This window comes from Sphingobacterium paucimobilis HER1398 (assembly GCF_000416985.1).
Classification (GTDB): Bacteria; Bacteroidota; Bacteroidia; order Sphingobacteriales; family Sphingobacteriaceae; genus Sphingobacterium; species Sphingobacterium paucimobilis.
This window is the reverse complement of record NZ_ATDL01000022.1, coordinates 186,270-201,826: the sequence shown is the minus strand read 5'-3', so window position 1 is coordinate 201,826 and position 15,557 is coordinate 186,270. Positions and strand designations below refer to the sequence as shown.

17 protein-coding genes are annotated in these 15,557 nt (G+C 44.1%); 7 read left to right on the top strand and 10 right to left on the bottom strand.

The features are described 5' to 3' along the window. Window positions 1-58 precede the first annotated feature (58 nt). Entirely contained in the window at window positions 59-223 is a 165-nt protein-coding gene (locus tag M472_RS45685; RefSeq protein ID WP_200859647.1) for a hypothetical protein, read from the top strand. Between the two features lie 64 nt (window positions 224-287). Here M472_RS45685 and M472_RS42540 read toward each other — a convergent pair whose 3' ends face one another. The 6 genes from M472_RS42540 to M472_RS42515 form a co-directional block, all read right to left on the bottom strand. After that, window positions 288-848, bottom strand: coding sequence for a type 1 glutamine amidotransferase domain-containing protein (locus tag M472_RS42540; protein ID WP_021072066.1), 561 nt, complete (start codon window positions 846-848; stop codon window positions 288-290). 46 nt (window positions 849-894) lie between these two features. After that, complete coding sequence (locus M472_RS42535; RefSeq protein ID WP_021072065.1) at window positions 895-1,629, bottom strand: metallophosphoesterase family protein; 735 nt, start codon at window positions 1,627-1,629, stop codon at window positions 895-897. 7 nt (window positions 1,630-1,636) lie between these two features. Then, the gene (locus tag M472_RS42530) at window positions 1,637-2,374 is read right to left on the bottom strand and encodes a DUF6036 family nucleotidyltransferase (protein WP_021072064.1); all 738 of its coding nucleotides are present in this window, start codon (window positions 2,372-2,374) and stop codon (window positions 1,637-1,639) included. Between the two features lie 269 nt (window positions 2,375-2,643). Beyond that, window positions 2,644-3,297, bottom strand: a complete 654-nt coding sequence (locus M472_RS42525) for a DUF6766 family protein (protein WP_021072063.1) — start codon at window positions 3,295-3,297, stop codon at window positions 2,644-2,646. A 21-nt stretch (window positions 3,298-3,318) separates the two neighbouring features. Beyond that, window positions 3,319-4,056, bottom strand: coding sequence for an SDR family oxidoreductase (locus tag M472_RS42520; protein ID WP_158499944.1), 738 nt, complete (start codon window positions 4,054-4,056; stop codon window positions 3,319-3,321). Then, a complete protein-coding gene (locus M472_RS42515; protein ID WP_144062795.1) occupies window positions 4,053-6,260 on the bottom strand; it encodes a hypothetical protein in 2,208 nt (735 codons plus the stop codon). Before M472_RS42515 ends, M472_RS42520 begins: the two co-directional genes overlap by 4 nt. Window positions 6,261-6,515: 255 nt before the next feature. Here M472_RS42515 and M472_RS42510 point away from each other — a divergent pair, with 255 nt between their 5' ends. Then, complete coding sequence (locus M472_RS42510) at window positions 6,516-7,997, top strand: glycoside hydrolase family 130 protein (RefSeq protein ID WP_021072059.1); 1,482 nt, start codon at window positions 6,516-6,518, stop codon at window positions 7,995-7,997. Here M472_RS42510 and M472_RS42505 read toward each other — a convergent pair. Next, on the bottom strand, window positions 7,986-9,083 hold the full coding sequence (locus tag M472_RS42505; RefSeq protein ID WP_021072058.1) for a hypothetical protein: 1,098 nt from the start codon (window positions 9,081-9,083) through the stop codon (window positions 7,986-7,988). The genes M472_RS42510 and M472_RS42505 overlap by 12 nt on opposite strands. A gap of 10 nt (window positions 9,084-9,093) precedes the next feature. Then, window positions 9,094-10,302 carry a glycosyltransferase family 4 protein gene (locus M472_RS42500; RefSeq protein ID WP_021072057.1) on the bottom strand — a complete coding sequence of 403 codons (1,209 nt, stop codon included), beginning with the start codon at window positions 10,300-10,302 and terminating at the stop codon, window positions 9,094-9,096. Window positions 10,303-10,550: 248 nt separating this feature from the next. Between M472_RS42500 and M472_RS42490 the strand changes: the two genes are divergently transcribed. Beyond that, entirely contained in the window at window positions 10,551-11,495 is a 945-nt protein-coding gene (locus M472_RS42490; RefSeq protein WP_144062794.1) for a hypothetical protein, read from the top strand. A 95-nt stretch (window positions 11,496-11,590) separates the two neighbouring features. Here M472_RS42490 and M472_RS42485 read toward each other — a convergent pair whose 3' ends face one another. Continuing rightward, window positions 11,591-12,136: a DUF4142 domain-containing protein gene (locus M472_RS42485; RefSeq protein ID WP_021072054.1), complete on the bottom strand. Its 546-nt coding sequence runs from the start codon at window positions 12,134-12,136 to the stop codon at window positions 11,591-11,593. Window positions 12,137-12,326: 190 nt separating this feature from the next. Here M472_RS42485 and M472_RS42480 point away from each other — a divergent pair, with 190 nt between their 5' ends. The 4 genes from M472_RS42480 to M472_RS42465 all read left to right on the top strand — a co-directional run bounded on the left by M472_RS42480 (window position 12,327) and on the right by M472_RS42465 (window position 15,191). Beyond that, on the top strand, window positions 12,327-12,986 hold the full coding sequence (locus tag M472_RS42480; RefSeq protein WP_021072053.1) for an OmpA family protein: 660 nt from the start codon (window positions 12,327-12,329) through the stop codon (window positions 12,984-12,986). Window positions 12,987-12,994: 8 nt separating this feature from the next. Beyond that, on the top strand, window positions 12,995-13,585 hold the full coding sequence (locus tag M472_RS44790; protein WP_021072052.1) for a PRC-barrel domain-containing protein: 591 nt from the start codon (window positions 12,995-12,997) through the stop codon (window positions 13,583-13,585). Between the two features lie 8 nt (window positions 13,586-13,593). Next, window positions 13,594-14,319, top strand: a complete 726-nt coding sequence (locus tag M472_RS42470; RefSeq protein ID WP_021072051.1) for a DUF72 domain-containing protein — start codon at window positions 13,594-13,596, stop codon at window positions 14,317-14,319. A 188-nt stretch (window positions 14,320-14,507) separates the two neighbouring features. Next, window positions 14,508-15,191, top strand: a complete 684-nt coding sequence (locus M472_RS42465; protein WP_051146159.1) for a DUF421 domain-containing protein — start codon at window positions 14,508-14,510, stop codon at window positions 15,189-15,191. Here the strand turns inward: M472_RS42465 and panD are convergent. Next, the gene (panD, locus tag M472_RS42460) at window positions 15,188-15,556 is read right to left on the bottom strand and encodes an aspartate 1-decarboxylase (RefSeq protein ID WP_021072049.1); all 369 of its coding nucleotides are present in this window, start codon (window positions 15,554-15,556) and stop codon (window positions 15,188-15,190) included. The genes M472_RS42465 and panD overlap by 4 nt on opposite strands. Window position 15,557: the final 1 nt, after the last annotated feature.

Sequence of the window (15,557 nt, the reverse complement as noted above, 5' to 3'; positions counted from 1 at the left end):
TCTCTTCGAGGCCTTTATAACTATCATAACTACTATAATCACCATAACATCAAAAGGCATGAAATTAAACGAAATACGTGCAGGTACCTTAGGAGGTACTTTATGTAGTATCTGGGCGTCGGTTACGCTTGGAGATTTATTACAGACGGTGATCATGGCGGCGCTGGGTACGCTGGTGAGCTATCTGATGTCGCAGCTGCTGGACAGGAGACGAAGGCAGTAACACATTAATAACAGCGCTAGCTAAAAACAGAACGCGTCCTTTTAATCAAGGACGCGTTTAACCTTTAAGCATCTTGCCCGCTGTGTTTGCCTTCTGCAAACTCTTCGATCATTTTTCGATTAAAGGCGGGGAGATCTTTTGGGGTGCGGCTAGTTACCAATCCTTGGTCTACAATGACTTCAGTGTCTTCCCACTGTGCTCCAGCGTGGATAAGATCGAGTTTTATCGCTTCGACGGATGTCATTTTCCGGCCTTTTACCACTTCAGCATTGATTAATACCTGAGGCCCATGGCATATTGCGGCAACCGGCTTATGACTATTGAAAAAGGATGTTACAAAAGCTAAGGCCTGTTCATTGGTACGTAGCGTATCTGGACTGATCACGCCACCCGGAAGCATTAGTCCATCGTATGCTTCGACCGATGCGCTATCTATACTAACATCTACTTTATAATCATTCGTCCATTCTAGTCCTTCCTTAGCCCATACACTTCCGGATTTTAGGGATACTATTTCTACCTTGGCGCCTGCTTGCTCCAAGGCTTCTTTGGGACTTGTCAATTCTACTTCTTCAAAACCATCTGCGACCAAGATCGCTATTTTTTTGTCGGTTAATTGTGTCATAACTTTTCTTATTTTGTTTTTAAAAATTCATGTGTGTTCTCTTTCTTTATACCTCCACGATCATATAGGAGGTGCCTGGATGCTCGTTTCTGAGCAATGGTAGTGCTACATTATAAACAGGGATATTACCTGATGTCTGACCAAAGATGGTTCCTCCATGCGCATGACCATGAAAGGCTACAGTGACCTGTCGCCTGTTTAGTGCTTCTGCAAGATGGGAGGAGCCGAGAAAGGGATATAATTGCTCGGGTTCTCCTTTGACGGTGTTTTTTATCGGCGCATAATGTAAAAGGGCTACTTTGGGCAAATCGGGATGTTCTTGTTCTAGTCGTGTCAGCGCACGGTCGAGCTGTAGGGATTCGTTTACAGCTTCATGGACAAATTCCTTCATCATATCTTCACCGAATATCGACAGCATAAATTGATCGAATCCTCCGCCGAACCCCTTGGTGCCTGCAAAGCCTATGTCGCTGGCAACGGTAAATTCGCCGTCGAGGAGCGTCATCTTATGCTCGGTAAGGATCTGCTTAATAATTTTCTGACGGCCTTTTTCAAAATCATGGTTGCCTAATACGCCTATTACAGGAATATGCAGACCATGTAAAGCTTCACCCAACACCCGGGCTTCATCCTCATCGCCTGTGTCGGTAAGGTCGCCACAGATGATCAGTACATCGGCTTCTGTATTTAGTTGCTCAAAGGTGTCTTTCCATATACCGCGATCGCTGGTTTTGACGTGAATATCGGCCATAGCGGCTACTCTTTTCTTGGTTCTTTCCATAGTAAAATTAGATTGTAGTAATGGTATAGGACTTGTAATCCCATTCTTTGATATCCACCTGGTACTGGGTCTGATCGATAAGCGGGCCCCGGCATACTTTTTCTAAGGGCGGTGGAAGGTCATATTGTTCCTGGGCACGGCCGAGCAATTCATCAAATATCCTTTTTGGAATGATATCCCGATAATCGGAAGGATACACAAACTGGAATATCAAGAGAGCTGCCAGTAACAGATGCCAATGCCCGTCCAGGCGATATAGTAGATGGTCCCAATCGAGCTGCTTCCCGTATCTCAACAGGATATGATTGATATCGGCATTATCATAACGCTCGCGGTTCTGAACATACATTTTGCACCAGATCAGCTCCTCCACAGGGATGAAGCGGACAGGGATATCTGAAAAGTGGCCTTCCATAGCACGCTCATACCAACTGTCTTCAACAGTGCAGATGTGGTTGACGCTATCGAATATGATGTCGATAAAATAGGAACCTTTAAAGACTTTGGCCAGCCAACGGACATCTGTCAGTTCTATCTGATAGCCTGCCTGCTCAAATAGTTTGAGGATTTTTGGGTACTCACTGCTTTTGCAAAAGATATCGAGATCTTTTGTGTCACGGTAGATGCCCGCATAGTGGTACATTGCAAATGCACCCCCTAGCATGTAGTCATATTCGCTCTCATGGAGCAATAGCAATACATCTTTATAAAAGGATGTTGCTTCTAATCTTTCGCTCTCTGTCATGCAATATCGTGTTTTTAAAGAATGAACACCTATAAACCATTTTCGTTGCCTTAGTCCTATAAACCTTAATCTAGAGGGATGCTGTTATGCCTTCGCAGGTGGCTTAAAATACGCTTGTAATATAAAAACACGTATCCAGCGATGAAGACGAGTTGAATGGAGGCGTCTTAGGGGCCAGATACCACTAAGAAAGTAATAATATCCTTGCATTTTGTTTATCATTTTCATGGCTGTGTTTTTTAGATATCAGGTATCCATAGCGCTTTAATTTATTTTCCGGTTTCCATATGCGGACTATCAACAGGCTTTGATTCTGGAGACCCTTTTTGTCGTAAGTAAATGGATAAAATAACAATGGAGGCTACGGAGAGAAATTCGCTTTGCCAATTCTGAAAAGTCTCGAACCAAAATTGGGGTTCCATTAAAAATTTGCGCATAGCAATAGGGGCTTTTCCTTCCAATCGGTTCTCTTCCAACAAACTGTGATAGCTACCGTACAGATGACCGATCCATGAACAGATAAATAGCATCAAAAAGGCGAGTGATAGGGAGTGCTTATAGATGGCGAGGCGCCACCCGCCCTTTTTTACGGCAGAGGGCGCATCTGGGCGATTTACAGGCTCTCTGTCCACTTCTTCTTTTTCGTTCAGGCTCTTGGATTCGGCCGACCCGATCTGCCGTAAGAAAATAGTCAGGACTACATAAAGCGCCATCTGTAGAAATTCACTTTGAAAATTTTCAAAAGTAGCTGCAACGAAATGGCCACTGCGCAGGTAAGAACTCAGCGCAAGATATTCGCCATGTTCTTGATAAGTTTCCTGCTGCTCTTTCCATCCAAAGTAAGCCTGTGCTAACAGGGCAAAAGCAAATAGCACCAAAAAGACGATGGATAGACTGTTCCGGTATAAAAAAGGGTGTTTCATGGTACATCGTTATGAGGTGAATTAAATAAATTGCCGCAGGGCTTTTATTTGCATGGATACGATAGAGACTCGTCGGTCCTGACCCAGTACAAAGTTTATCGCCTCGGCGATATCTTCTGCTTTTAGCATTTCCAGTTTTTCTTCCAGTTCGCGCTGTTCTTCAGGAGAGGAGGGCTGCATATCGGTTCCCACGGCACCAGGTTCAATAAGAGATACACGAATGTTTTTAGGATTGAGTTCTTTTCGCAGTGCTTCTGTAAATCCCTGTATGCCTGCTTTGGTCGCTACATAGCCACTGCTTTTTCCTTCCCGGCTATCCGCACTCATCGAACCAATGTTGATAATATCTCCTGCAATATTGGATTCTGCCATCTGTTGGGCAAAAAATCCGGATAAAAGGAGGTAGGCGTCCATGTTTGTTTTTGTCATATATGACAGTTGATTGATTTCGACACCGTATACACCTGCAAATCCCAGCGCCGCATTGTTGATCAGTACATCAAAAGGACCATGTGATGACCAGATCTCGGGAAGCAAGCGTTCTAATGCCTCTTGGTCAGTGAGATCCTGCAGGAGATAGCCAATATTGTGGTGTAGGTCTTGAGCTGCTGCGTCCTTCAGAAAATCTTCCAGCTTGTCGGCACTGCGGCCGATTATAAATACATAGTAGCCTTTGGCCGCCAATTGTAATGCGGTGGCGCGGCCTATCCCGGCTGTACCGCCCGTCAGGAATACCCTTTTAGTCGTTTGTCTGTTCATGATTTCCATTTTATAGTGATTTCTTGTGCGCCCTTTATTTTAAGGCGGTTGTTATCTTTTGTTAGATCGTAGTGTGATCCATCTTTTAAAGTAATGGTACAGGCATTGCTTTTCATTCCGTACACTTGCACTATACAGCCGTAATCCGAGCTGCCGAGCACCTGTATCTTTACCTGCTGATCTTTGCGGTCGATTTCTATATAGGGGTAACCAATGTAGCAGCAGCTGCTCGTATCGTCTAGAGATAGGTAGTGGTATCTTATCAATTGAAATAGGAAGCCCGCTCCGTATACTTCTTGACCTACCTGCCCGACAGCTTCCCAGCCATCACCCAGATCTTCTATCGGCATCCATAGCTCCGCATCGAGATATCCGGTTTTTACCCTGGTCGCTAAGATATCTTTGGGTAAAAGCGATGGTAGATAATAGGCCAGTCGACAAGATGCGTAATAGGTATATTCGGCCATCAGGGCTTGCAGGTCCTCGGCTACAGGCGCTTTTTCAGTGTGTGCCATCCGCAGGTAACGGTGAAAACTGGCAAGCGTTTCCTGTTCTTCAAATACAGCGGAATAAGGCGCATCAGTCAATGGATAGAGGCAAAAAAAAGTAGGGTATTCTTTGGAATTACCATAAGCTCTTTGCCAGATACCGGTATTGCGTAACAGGTTGCCCAAACATAGCTCGCTGTAATCAAGATACTTTTTTTCTTTTGTCAATACCCATAGTTGCAAAAGTGCCTCGGCAGCATATGCTGTATTATTGGATTGGTAGATAAGGTCAAATCCAAATCGAAATAGAGTTTTTGCTGCGCGCTTGGCTTCCGTCAGATAAATCTTCTTGCCACTCAGCGTATAGGCCTTTAACATTAAATAGGCGTACATGCCAGCGACATCTTTCTCACCGCCCTGACCGGGCTGTGCTTCTTCCTTAATGATTTCTAAGGTATCCAGATCATAAAAGATGGGCCAGTTGTACTCAAAATGGTGAGCAACCTTAATACAGAATCGAAGGGATTGATAAAATTTATTTTCCAGGTCCGCATCCAGATGTTTGGCTTCAAGAAGTGAGGCGAGTTGGATCAATGGATGCTGGAGGTACCAGGAATCCATAACACGGGGTTTCTTCTGTTCTTCGGAATGATCGAGATGATGCTCCTTGTTTGGTATCCACCGTACAAAGGCTTTCAGAATCGGGTCGAAGAAATTACTTAAACCTGCTGTAAGGCTACCGATGACCTGTTGGGCATGGTTGGAGCGCTCTAGCGTACTATGCAATACCAGAGGTGTCAATACAGCAAGCTGTACCATGCTCTCAGGTGGCGTTTCGTAGTCGTTGAGGTAGGCATTCAAATAGGCGTTTTCTTCGACCTGCTGCCAACAGCCATGCGTGCGGACGAGTCCTTGCAATGCATAGTGAGCATATCTCGGCAGGGGAAGGGTGCGGATGGCTGGACGTTCCAGCTGTTCGTATATGGAAGCTAGACCCCGTATGTAACGTCGGGACATCGCTATACTATCTTTGGGTTGCGTGGGCTCGAATATAAGATAAGCGTGGCAAAGTTTATATCGTTCTCCTTTTTGGATAGCACGTTGGTCGGATTGTGGGAGTGAAAGGCCGAGTTCTGGCCATTGCATACTTACGACGTCGCTTAAGCTCTGCTGGGTATGCTCGGCATATTTGTTTAATGAGCTGAGATCTTGAAAATAGAGTAAGGTACCTTTACTTTTTTGTCCAAAATCGGTGAAACATGCACCAGATCTTAGCTGTTTTTGCATATGGTAGGTTGTTCCCTCGGGCGGTATCTTATAGTTTTGATCTTCCAGGATCAAGACTTCGGGATTGTTGGGCAACTTTGTTAAATGATTTTTGGGTTCCAAATGCATTGTGTAGTGTATAAATACGGATTCACCGCCATGTAGTTGTACATGAATACGGTATAGGCCTATGCTGCATTCAATCTCTAAGTCAAGCCTATGAGATTCTATGCTTTTGCAGTGGATTGTTGTACTCGAGGGATCAGAAAGTTCTGACAGCCGGGCTAAGAGCAGTCTGCCATTCCGAAGATTTACTTCCAATAAAATTTCAGAAGGTGTCCGAAAGAGTGTGTAATCGTATCCCCCTAGATCGTCCTGATAGAGTCTATGATATTCGCCATTTATTAAATGCGATTTACTTACTTGTGCTGTTATAGAAACGTTCGTCATAGTAGAGATATAACTGTGTTGTGGTTTAAGAACAGACTTGGCCACTCGAATGCTTGGTTTTCCATGTCGTCTAGTTTTAAATATGTGCTGTATGAACGTTTAGATAATGTTTTGGTTGTCAGATTATATACTGAAAATGAGAAGGGAAATACGGAGATTGGTACAGAAACTTAGGATCAGGAAAGAATTGAAAAATAGTAGTCTGTGCAAAACTAAATACGGAAAAGGATGGTTCTAATCTAAAAATATGATACTATGTCCTTACAGGTAGTCCGTAAAAGTATATTCTTCAAACCCGATTCCAAAAGGGTGCTGGCGAGATATTTTAATATAAATATTGAGCGTACCACTAAAATAGTAAACCGTATCCTAAAAAGCTCAAAGCAGGATCAGACAGATATGCTGAATCAGCTTCTCCGTAATTTTTCGAAGCGGCATCGGAGTATACTGGATATATGGGAAAAAAACTTTAAACGTACGGAAGGAAGGTTATTGGATCTGGAGCTTCGTGATCGCGATTATTCACAAAGGGAACGGTTACTGATCGGGGCTTATTTTACAATGGAGTATTCTGTCGAAGCTGCCGCTTTTTTCAACCCTTCGATCGTCGAATCTCCCGATCAAACGCAATTGCGGGATGGTGAAAAACGGATCATACTGAGCTTTAGAGCGACCGGGGAAGGGCATGTGTCTTCGATTGTGTTTCGATCGGCTATTATCGACAAGGAGCTAAATGTACATGTTGAAGAAGTGGGCAGACTATTGGAAAAACCAAAGCAGGTAAAAAGCCACCGGTATCTAAAGTCGGATTTTATCGATAAATTACTCCAGATACACGACCCCGAAAAAGATATGCTGGATCTTATCAACGCTAAGCTGACCGATAGTTTTACCTATGAGGAGCTGCGCCGCTTTGTGCAGGAGATCCAACAGGAAAATAATCTGGATATGGAAGGCCAGACGTTGATGACGCATATGACCTGGCTAGCTTCGTCGCATTATGAAATGACTTATTCTTTGGACACGGCCTTATCGGAAAGAGTAATATTCCCGATATCGGATACGGAGAAGAATGGTATTGAAGATGCCCGTTTTGTACGGTTTATCAGTGATAAAGGGAGGCCGATGTATTATGCGACCTATACAGCATATGATGGCCTCACGATATTACCCAAATTGCTTTCGACAACGGATTTCGTGCGTTTTAAAGTACAGCCTATTAACGGCAAAATTGCCAATAAGGGAGCGGCACTCTTCCCTAGAAAGATCAATGGTAAATATGCGATGTTGTGTCGGGTAGATGGAGAAAGCAATTACATCGCTTTTTCAGAAGACTTGATAAATTGGCAGCAGGATGTGACGCTGCTCAAAGAACCGGAATTCCCATGGGAGTTTGTGCAATTGGGCAACTGCGGGTCGCCTATAGAAACCGCCAAAGGCTGGTTGGTATTGACGCATAGCGTAGGGCCAATGCGCGAGTATACGCTCGGAGCGATATTGCTTGATCTGGAAGATCCTACAAAAATAGTAGGCAAGCTGAGTGAACCGCTCCTCTATCCTAATGCCGAAGAGCGGGAAGGATATGTCCCCAATGTAGTTTATTCTTGTGGTCAGATCCTGCATAATGGCCATTTAATAATTCCATACGCGATGTCTGACCATGCATCTACCTATGCGACTTTATGTTTGGACGATTTACTGGATGCGCTCACCAATTTCAGACCGCTAACCGTCTAGGCCGTGACATAGGTGTAGATAAGCTTGCCAGAAACTGAGACTGCTTTCTGCGCCTTGGTTGAGATTCAGCCCGAACCGTTCTAAACCGTCGCAACAGCCCTTTGTGAGTGGGTCGTACAGGGTAAGGCCAAGTTCATTTTTTCCAAAATACCAGTGTAGACATTGGATCATACGCTGTTTATAGTGATTATCGCCAGATAGGCTGAAAAGCTCTTTGTATAGGAGTATGCTCGAGGGCACTTCTATAGGCTGTTGGGCAAATGTGCTCCGTTTGCCACCGCGTACATACCAGTTTTCATTTCCGATGGTGGAGGGGTATCCTTTTTCAAATATAAGGCCATCGAGAAATTCCGCTGTCTGTCGGCCTATGGTCAGTAAAGATTCTTGTCTGAGCAGTACACCGCTACGCAGTACCGCTAAAGGAATAATCGCATTATCATAGGCAAGTACCTGCTCGTACCAGTTCCAATCGGGGCTGTGACTGCCCTGATATTCATCGGCCAAGTAATAGCTGAGCTGTTTTATATAGGGTAATATTTTATCGTCCGATCGGTTGGAAGCGTAGTAATGCTGTAGCCCTAAGAGGGTGTAGCTTACTGCTCTGACAGATTTAAGCGCTACACAATGGGGGAGGGCCTGCTGCAGCATCGCTTCAGCGAGAAAAACTAATTCAGGCTCACGGTTATAGCGTAGGAAATGGCCTAATGCCCATACGGTACGCCCGTAGCTATCTTCGGTACCGTACTCATCTAAAAACTGATGGTCAAAGGAAAGGAGATTTCGGAATCGGCCACAATCGCGCTGCATGTACTGTATGTAAGCAAGGTAGGTGTAAGCGAGGTTTTTATATTTCTCGGATGGGTGTACCTGAGCAGCTAATGTGGTCAATAGCAGGGCCCGTGCGGTGTCATCGAGACAGTAGCCGTGTTTGTAATTGGGGATGCTATAGGTCGCATGCTGTACGATAGAAACCAGATTGGTCATCCGGCGGATATGAGCGAGATCAAATGCTGGAAGCTCAGGGATGATCTCCTGCAGCATGTCAAAATCAAAAATGGAGTCGAGGGTATGTACTTCTTGCTTCATTGATCTTTACTTAAGAGGACAGTTTATGAGTGGATGTATGTAATAGATTATTAACATGGTGCGGAGCGCTGCTGCGGGGTAAGGTCACTGGGGCGGACACCTCATGTGCTATAATCCGTTTAAGAAGTTTGGATTGTAGCTTACCTATATTGCTCCAGCTCATCGACGCGCCATAACGGGCCGCATTATACCGGTACTTCGCTAATACCTGAGGCTCTTCTAATAGGGTGCGGATGATCAGGCTGAGTGCTTTGCTGTCTTTAAAGTCAAATAACAGCCCACGTTCGTCTTTTAATAAATCTTTGGCATACCAGTATGGTGTAGATATTACGGCCGCGCCTGCACCGATTGCAAAGGAAAGCGTACCGCTGCTGATCTGGTTCTCATTGGGATAGGGCGTGACATAGATATCACAGGCGCTGAGGTACTGCGTAAGTAGTTTTTCGGAAGCAAACTCGTTGATAAAGCAGACCTTGTCGGCTATACCCAGTTCCTGTGCTTTTGTCTGTAGGTATTCGCGATAGGATTCTCCTGCCTCCCGCAAGATATTGGGATGTGTACTGCCCAAAATAATATAGACAAAATCATCCTGCGGTACAGCCGCTACGGCTTCAATAGCGGTCTCGAAGCCCTTACTGGGGCCCAGAAATCCGAAACTGAGCATTACTTTCTTACCGGTCAGGCCAAGCTGTTGTTTGGCCTCGCTTTGACGGTAGGAAAAATGGGGCACGCCGTGAGGAATGAGCTCTATCTTACGGGCCGGGATATTGTAAATGCGCTTGAGCATTTCTACAGCAGTATCAGTCATGACGGTAATGCTATGGCTGTAGGCTGCAAGCTGTTTAAGTACCCGGAGCTCCGCGTCACTGGGGCGTTGGAGCACCGTATGAAAGTTACTAACGATAGGGACGGAAAGAGCTTTGGCTAATGATAATATGTAGTCGCCGCTTTCGCCTCCGAATATGCCGTACTCATGCTGGATGATAACGGCATCGTAAGTCTCGTTGATATGTGCCGCGGCCTTCAGATAACTGGAAACGTTGTTTTTTTCAATGCTTGCGGATACTTCAGAAGGAAAGATGCCTTCGCTACCATCCGAAATGGCAATAATAGCGGGTGTTATGCTCGGATCCAGGCTTAGAGATCTGAATAAATCCTGCGTAAATGTGGCGATACCGCACTGCCTTGGTGGGTATGTTCCTATAATGGCGATATTCATAGTGACGTTATGTTTCGTTCTTATTCTGAATAAAGAACAGAAAACTAAGGACTATGTTGTAAGACAAAACCCGAAAACTAAAAATGCCGTATTAAATCAAACCCGTCCGTATAAATACGTTGTGTTAGTGCTTCTTTTGAATAGCAGTTGCCTTAAATCGGAGATGGTGGGGCAGATTCTAAAGTAAATGGAGAGAAAAATGGCATAACTTTAGCGTTGCAATCAACGATAGATTAAAAATGTGGTTTATGCGAAGAATTTTTATTTTAATTCCATTTATCTTCTTATCCTGCTCAGGTGCACCAAATAAGAAACCTGTTCAAAATGATCAACCCATTACCAGCAGTGAGGAGATAGCAACTATTAAAGATTATTCCTGCACGGAGTTGCTTACAGCACTTGTAAGGTCGAGTAATGCGCTCGCATTTGAAAGCTTTAATAAATCAGAGGTACAGGCTAGGATTATTGCCACGGAGACTGATAAGCTGACGATAGAGCTTTATAAATCGGACATTTCTGACCGTACCGGATCGGAACGCGAGATGGAGAATACCGTCGGTTGGCTGGAGTTTTTTAGTAAGAGGAATAAGCTCATGGACATTACTCATGACCCCGATAATCCGAAGGAGCTAAAATATGACAAGTCCATTCTTGAAGGATATAACCTTTTAGAGTCATGTAACGCGGTGACTACTCCGACCAGACCTTCTCAGCATAGTGGATGGAGTGATGTGATGCTGGAAAAAGATATCCGGTTCAATGGTAAAGTGGGGCGCTACTTCACCCTTACGGAGTTTAAAGATAACTTCGGAAAGCCCGATAGTGTCAAATGGTTAAAAGATGAAGCTCCTTGTTTCACGATCTTTGATACCGAAGCGCCAGACGATACCTACATTTACAAAGACGGTTCGCGCTTTGAAACCAGTAAAGACAGTGTCGCTGTAGATGAGTTCTGGTTTAAAAACGGAAACTTTATCACCTATAAAGGAGTCAAAATCGACGCTAGCACCACGATGGATGAGATACAACGCCTTTTTCCTACCGCAGTGAAAGGAAGACTGGGGCTGGACAAAGAAGGAACGCTTTGGGTGATTAAGCTAAGGGAAGATGATACCGGTATGTCTGACGGCCATATCAAGCTGTTTTTTAAGAATGATATGGTCTATTTTATGCACTGGTGGTTTCCTTGTTAGAATTTCTTTCGTAAGACGTGAAGATATTAAAAGTACATTTTTAGGTGCGTCTGTGTGGGATAGTCGATTCTCCTCGCTATGAACAACGTGAACGCTTAAATCTCGTCCACTTGGTCGAGAATTTCTTTTGCTCCGATGAGCTGTGACTGAAGTACAGGCAGGGTGGTTCGGGCAAATGTTTGTACATCGGTATCGTAGACCCCATTCTCGTTAACGCTGGCGATTTGGAACAGATTGATTACTTCCTCATGCGAGCTCACCATCAATTTCGCAAAAGCGAGGTCAAATTTCGATATCTCTTGTTCCTGTAAATCACTGAACTTTTTCTGGTGGGTAGTCAACAGCTCTTCAGTAACGATCCAGCTATTGGCAATGGCCATTTCTTTTATCTCTTCGTAGGTCCCGCTGTGTTCTTTTACGACTTCTTCTCCATAGTCCTGTATATTGTCCGCTTGGCCTTTTTGAACGGCTAGATTACCAGCGGCGATCTTTAGTTGTAAGGAACTATGTGCTTTATTGATAAAACCTTGGTTATCGTTGTAGGTACTATTATCGTGGTGGCAGCCATAGAATAGGCCGGATGTTGTCAATAAGACCGTGAAATAATAGATGATCAGTTTTGTCCGGAGAATCGTATTCATAGTTCTGTAGTTAATGTGCTATTCTATAACAGCTACGTGTCGAAAAAGTTCACTATTGATTATCAGTTGTTAAACGTATGGTTGGCCTCAAGAATGCAGATCGGATTTCTAACTTAAATTAATATTGGTTTTGAACTTTTGCTGTCGGTTCCTGTTCATTTCAATAAAATAACGCTAAAAAGAAAATGATATGGCACATTTAGAAGTACAGAGAAAGAATAGGACGGGCTGGTGGCTATGGTTGTTACTGGCAATCGTCGCATTGATTGTCGTCATGCTATGGATACGGGGGCATAATACCGAAACTACTGGAGACGCCGCAATAGTGGATAGCAATGCCGACCTCGCTTCGGATCAAGGAGAGGCTATTGCGATTACCGAGCCGGATTGGAATAGCATTGATTTCAATGCTCCGGCAACTACTGATCCGGAGATTACAGATCCGGATATATCTATACGGAAGGGAACGGACTACACCATTTATACCCTGGGAGAAAATATACTGTTCCCCAAAGATCAAAAGAATATACAGGCTGCTTCGGAACCGAAACTGAGAGCGATCGCCACGATTCTTAAAAAGCGATTTGATGGTGCGTACATAGGAGTATATGGAAGTGCAGACGCTACAGGTAGCCCTGCCCATAATAATACATTGGCGGCTGATCGTGCTGCGGAAGTTAAAAACTGGCTGGTCGACCACGGCGGGGTAGATTATCGGAAAATTTCTGTTCATTCTATAGGTGAACGACAACCTATTGCAAGCAATAAGACGGCGGAAGGTAGGGCGCAGAATCGCAATGTACAGATTGTGGTATTTGAAGATGCAACACGAGAAAAGGAAATTAAATAAGAAGGACTATGGAACATCAAGAAATAAGAAATAACCGCCTGATCGAATTGACAGGCAGTGATTATGAGATTGTAGACGGAGAGCCTGATATCAGGGGCTGGGATGTCAAAGACCTACAGGGAAAGAAAATTGGTGAGGTAGATGAACTTTTATTTGATGAGGTATCACAGCGTGTGCGCTATATCGTGGTAGAGGTAGATTATGACAATTATTCTGCGGGTCTGGAGAAACAGATTCTGATACCGATAGGAATAGCAGTATTTAGCAAGGAGGAGATCCAGGAGGTAGATCATACGCCATCTGCGATTGTCGACGATTCGGTGCATCCTGAAAATATCCCACTACATGATGGCAGCAAGGTCACGTACGATTCAGAGGTGGATGTGGTAGTCGTACCGGTTACCCTGCAACAGGTAATGCAGTTGCCTTCTTACGATCCAGATTTTGTAAGTCCGAGCGATGAGATTGCCATTCGAAAGGTGTTGGGTGAGAGTGGTCTGATTACGATGGAGTACGACCCTGATACCTTTTACGAACACCCTCATTTTAGTAAACAGCAATTGTCATCTATCGGACATATAACTCCACGACATCATTAAGTATAAAAATGAAGAATTGGCATATCGGGTGTTCGGGGTTCTATTATAAGGATTGGAAAGGTAAATTTTATCCTAGCAATCTACCACAGAAGGACTGGTTGGATTATTATTGCAGGCATTTTGAAACCTTGGAGTCAAATGTGACTTTTTACCGCTTTCCACAGCTCGCTTTTTTACAGAACTGGTATAAGCGGACACCGGAAAAATTTCGTTTTGCGGTTAAAGCACCACGCTTGATTACGCACTATAAGAAATTTGTAGATACCCAGATTCTGATAGCGGACTTTTATAATACGGTGCAGCATGGCTTAGCCGAAAAGTTAAAGTGTGTGCTATTCCAGCTCCCTCCGAGTATGGCATATGATGATATGACGCTCCAACGGATTATAGATGCTTTGGATAGCAATTATCCAAATGTATTAGAGTTCAGGCATGCGAGTTGGTGGCGACCGGAAGTATACGAAAAATTAGGAAATCACAACATCACTTTCTGCGGGATGAGCCACCCTAACCTGCCAGACGAAGTGGTCGTGAATACGTCTATGGTCTATTACCGGATGCACGGTAGTACCAAGTTGTATGGATCTAGCTATACGGATGAAGAGCTGAAGGGGTTGGTCAAAGCGATCGAGGTACATCCAGAGGTGCAGGATAGCTATATCTATTTTAATAATGATATGCATGGGCATGCAATAGAAAATGCAAATCGCCTAAAAGAGCTACTTTCTAAATAAATGATAAAGAAAATAAAAAATAAATGAACGTTTAGTGATTAGGGCTGTTCTATCAGCGGGAATAATCGATATACCGATTATTCTCCCAGAACTTACTAATGCGCAATGTTAGCAAAGTTTAAAACAGTATTAATGATTGGTGGTGTTTCTTAAAGAGGCACCACTTTTTTGTACAGAAGAAAAATGTTATGATGGAAATGGACGACCTTATAGGCCCTGATTCTCAAGGGGACTTTCTGATAGAGATAGCGATCCGAACAGTAATCATGTTTGTACTGATTCTGACGATCCTCCGTCTCTCGGGAAGAAGGGGCGTACGCCAGCTCACGGTTTTTGAGGTAGCCATTATCATCAGTCTGGGATCGGCAGCAGGCGACCCCATGTTTCAAGAAGATCTACCGATTGTATATGCTGTTATTGTCTTTGCCTGTGTGATGCTGGTGTACAAAACCATTACATGGCTGGCATCCCGTTCTGAAAAGCTGACCCATGTGCTGGAAGGCAAGGTATTATCGGTAGTGAAGAACGGGACATTTGACCTACAGCACGAAGATGATAATAACTTTTCTAAAATGGAGTTTTTTGCGGAGTTGCGTAACCTCAATGTGGAGCATCTCGGGCAGGTCCGTGATGCCGTATTGGAAGTGGATGGTACGCTGAGCGTATTGTTCTACGCCGATGAAGAGGTGAGGTACGGGTTACCTTTATTTCCGACTTTCTATAAACAGGTAAATGTCAGCACGACAAACGGGCCATTCGCCTGTATGTATTGTGGCTGTATTGTACAATATATCAAGGAAGATTTTCCGCAATGTAACCGTTGCGGAAAATCAAAATGGACTAAAGCATTAAATACGAAAAGATATAGCTAATAATCGTATTTTTCAATCGATTTAATCTGATTGTTGCCTTCTGTAAATACCAATGTGGGTTGATAGCTGTCTGCCTCTTCTGGAGACATATGTACAAATGAAAGTATATGTACGGTATCACCTACCTGTGCATGCAATGCTGCACCCCCATTCATGCACACTTCCCCACTGCCTCGCCTGCCAGGAATGACATACGTCATAATACGACTGCCGCTTACCGCGTTGTTGATGTAAACCTGCTCGTATTTTTTGATCCCTGCGGCATCTAATAGATCAGCATCTACTGTGATCGAGCCGTTATATGCGACGTTTGCCTCGGTAACTGTTACCGTGTGGATTTTTGCTTTTAATAAGGTCAATTCCATT

What these genes read in the sequence shown, in the direction of transcription:
- M472_RS45685 (WP_200859647.1), top strand. Translation starts at nt 59, where the DNA reads ATGAAATTAAACGAAATACGTGCAGGTACCTTAGGAGGTACTTTATGT.
- M472_RS42540 (WP_021072066.1), bottom strand. Translation starts at nt 848, where the DNA reads ATGACACAATTAACCGACAAAAAAATAGCGATCTTGGTCGCAGATGGT.
- M472_RS42535 (WP_021072065.1), bottom strand. Translation starts at nt 1,629, where the DNA reads ATGGAAAGAACCAAGAAAAGAGTAGCCGCTATGGCCGATATTCACGTC.
- M472_RS42530 (WP_021072064.1), bottom strand. Translation starts at nt 2,374, where the DNA reads ATGACAGAGAGCGAAAGATTAGAAGCAACATCCTTTTATAAAGATGTA.
- M472_RS42525 (WP_021072063.1), bottom strand. Translation starts at nt 3,297, where the DNA reads ATGAAACACCCTTTTTTATACCGGAACAGTCTATCCATCGTCTTTTTG.
- M472_RS42520 (WP_158499944.1), bottom strand. Translation starts at nt 4,056, where the DNA reads ATGAACAGACAAACGACTAAAAGGGTATTCCTGACGGGCGGTACAGCC.
- M472_RS42515 (WP_144062795.1), bottom strand. Translation starts at nt 6,260, where the DNA reads ATGACGAACGTTTCTATAACAGCACAAGTAAGTAAATCGCATTTAATA.
- M472_RS42510 (WP_021072059.1), top strand. Translation starts at nt 6,516, where the DNA reads ATGTCCTTACAGGTAGTCCGTAAAAGTATATTCTTCAAACCCGATTCC.
- M472_RS42505 (WP_021072058.1), bottom strand. Translation starts at nt 9,083, where the DNA reads ATGAAGCAAGAAGTACATACCCTCGACTCCATTTTTGATTTTGACATG.
- M472_RS42500 (WP_021072057.1), bottom strand. Translation starts at nt 10,302, where the DNA reads ATGAATATCGCCATTATAGGAACATACCCACCAAGGCAGTGCGGTATC.
- M472_RS42490 (WP_144062794.1), top strand. Translation starts at nt 10,551, where the DNA reads ATGCGAAGAATTTTTATTTTAATTCCATTTATCTTCTTATCCTGCTCA.
- M472_RS42485 (WP_021072054.1), bottom strand. Translation starts at nt 12,136, where the DNA reads ATGAATACGATTCTCCGGACAAAACTGATCATCTATTATTTCACGGTC.
- M472_RS42480 (WP_021072053.1), top strand. Translation starts at nt 12,327, where the DNA reads ATGGCACATTTAGAAGTACAGAGAAAGAATAGGACGGGCTGGTGGCTA.
- M472_RS44790 (WP_021072052.1), top strand. Translation starts at nt 12,995, where the DNA reads ATGGAACATCAAGAAATAAGAAATAACCGCCTGATCGAATTGACAGGC.
- M472_RS42470 (WP_021072051.1), top strand. Translation starts at nt 13,594, where the DNA reads ATGAAGAATTGGCATATCGGGTGTTCGGGGTTCTATTATAAGGATTGG.
- M472_RS42465 (WP_051146159.1), top strand. Translation starts at nt 14,508, where the DNA reads ATGATGGAAATGGACGACCTTATAGGCCCTGATTCTCAAGGGGACTTT.
- panD (WP_021072049.1), bottom strand. Translation starts at nt 15,556, where the DNA reads ATGGAATTGACCTTATTAAAAGCAAAAATCCACACGGTAACAGTTACC.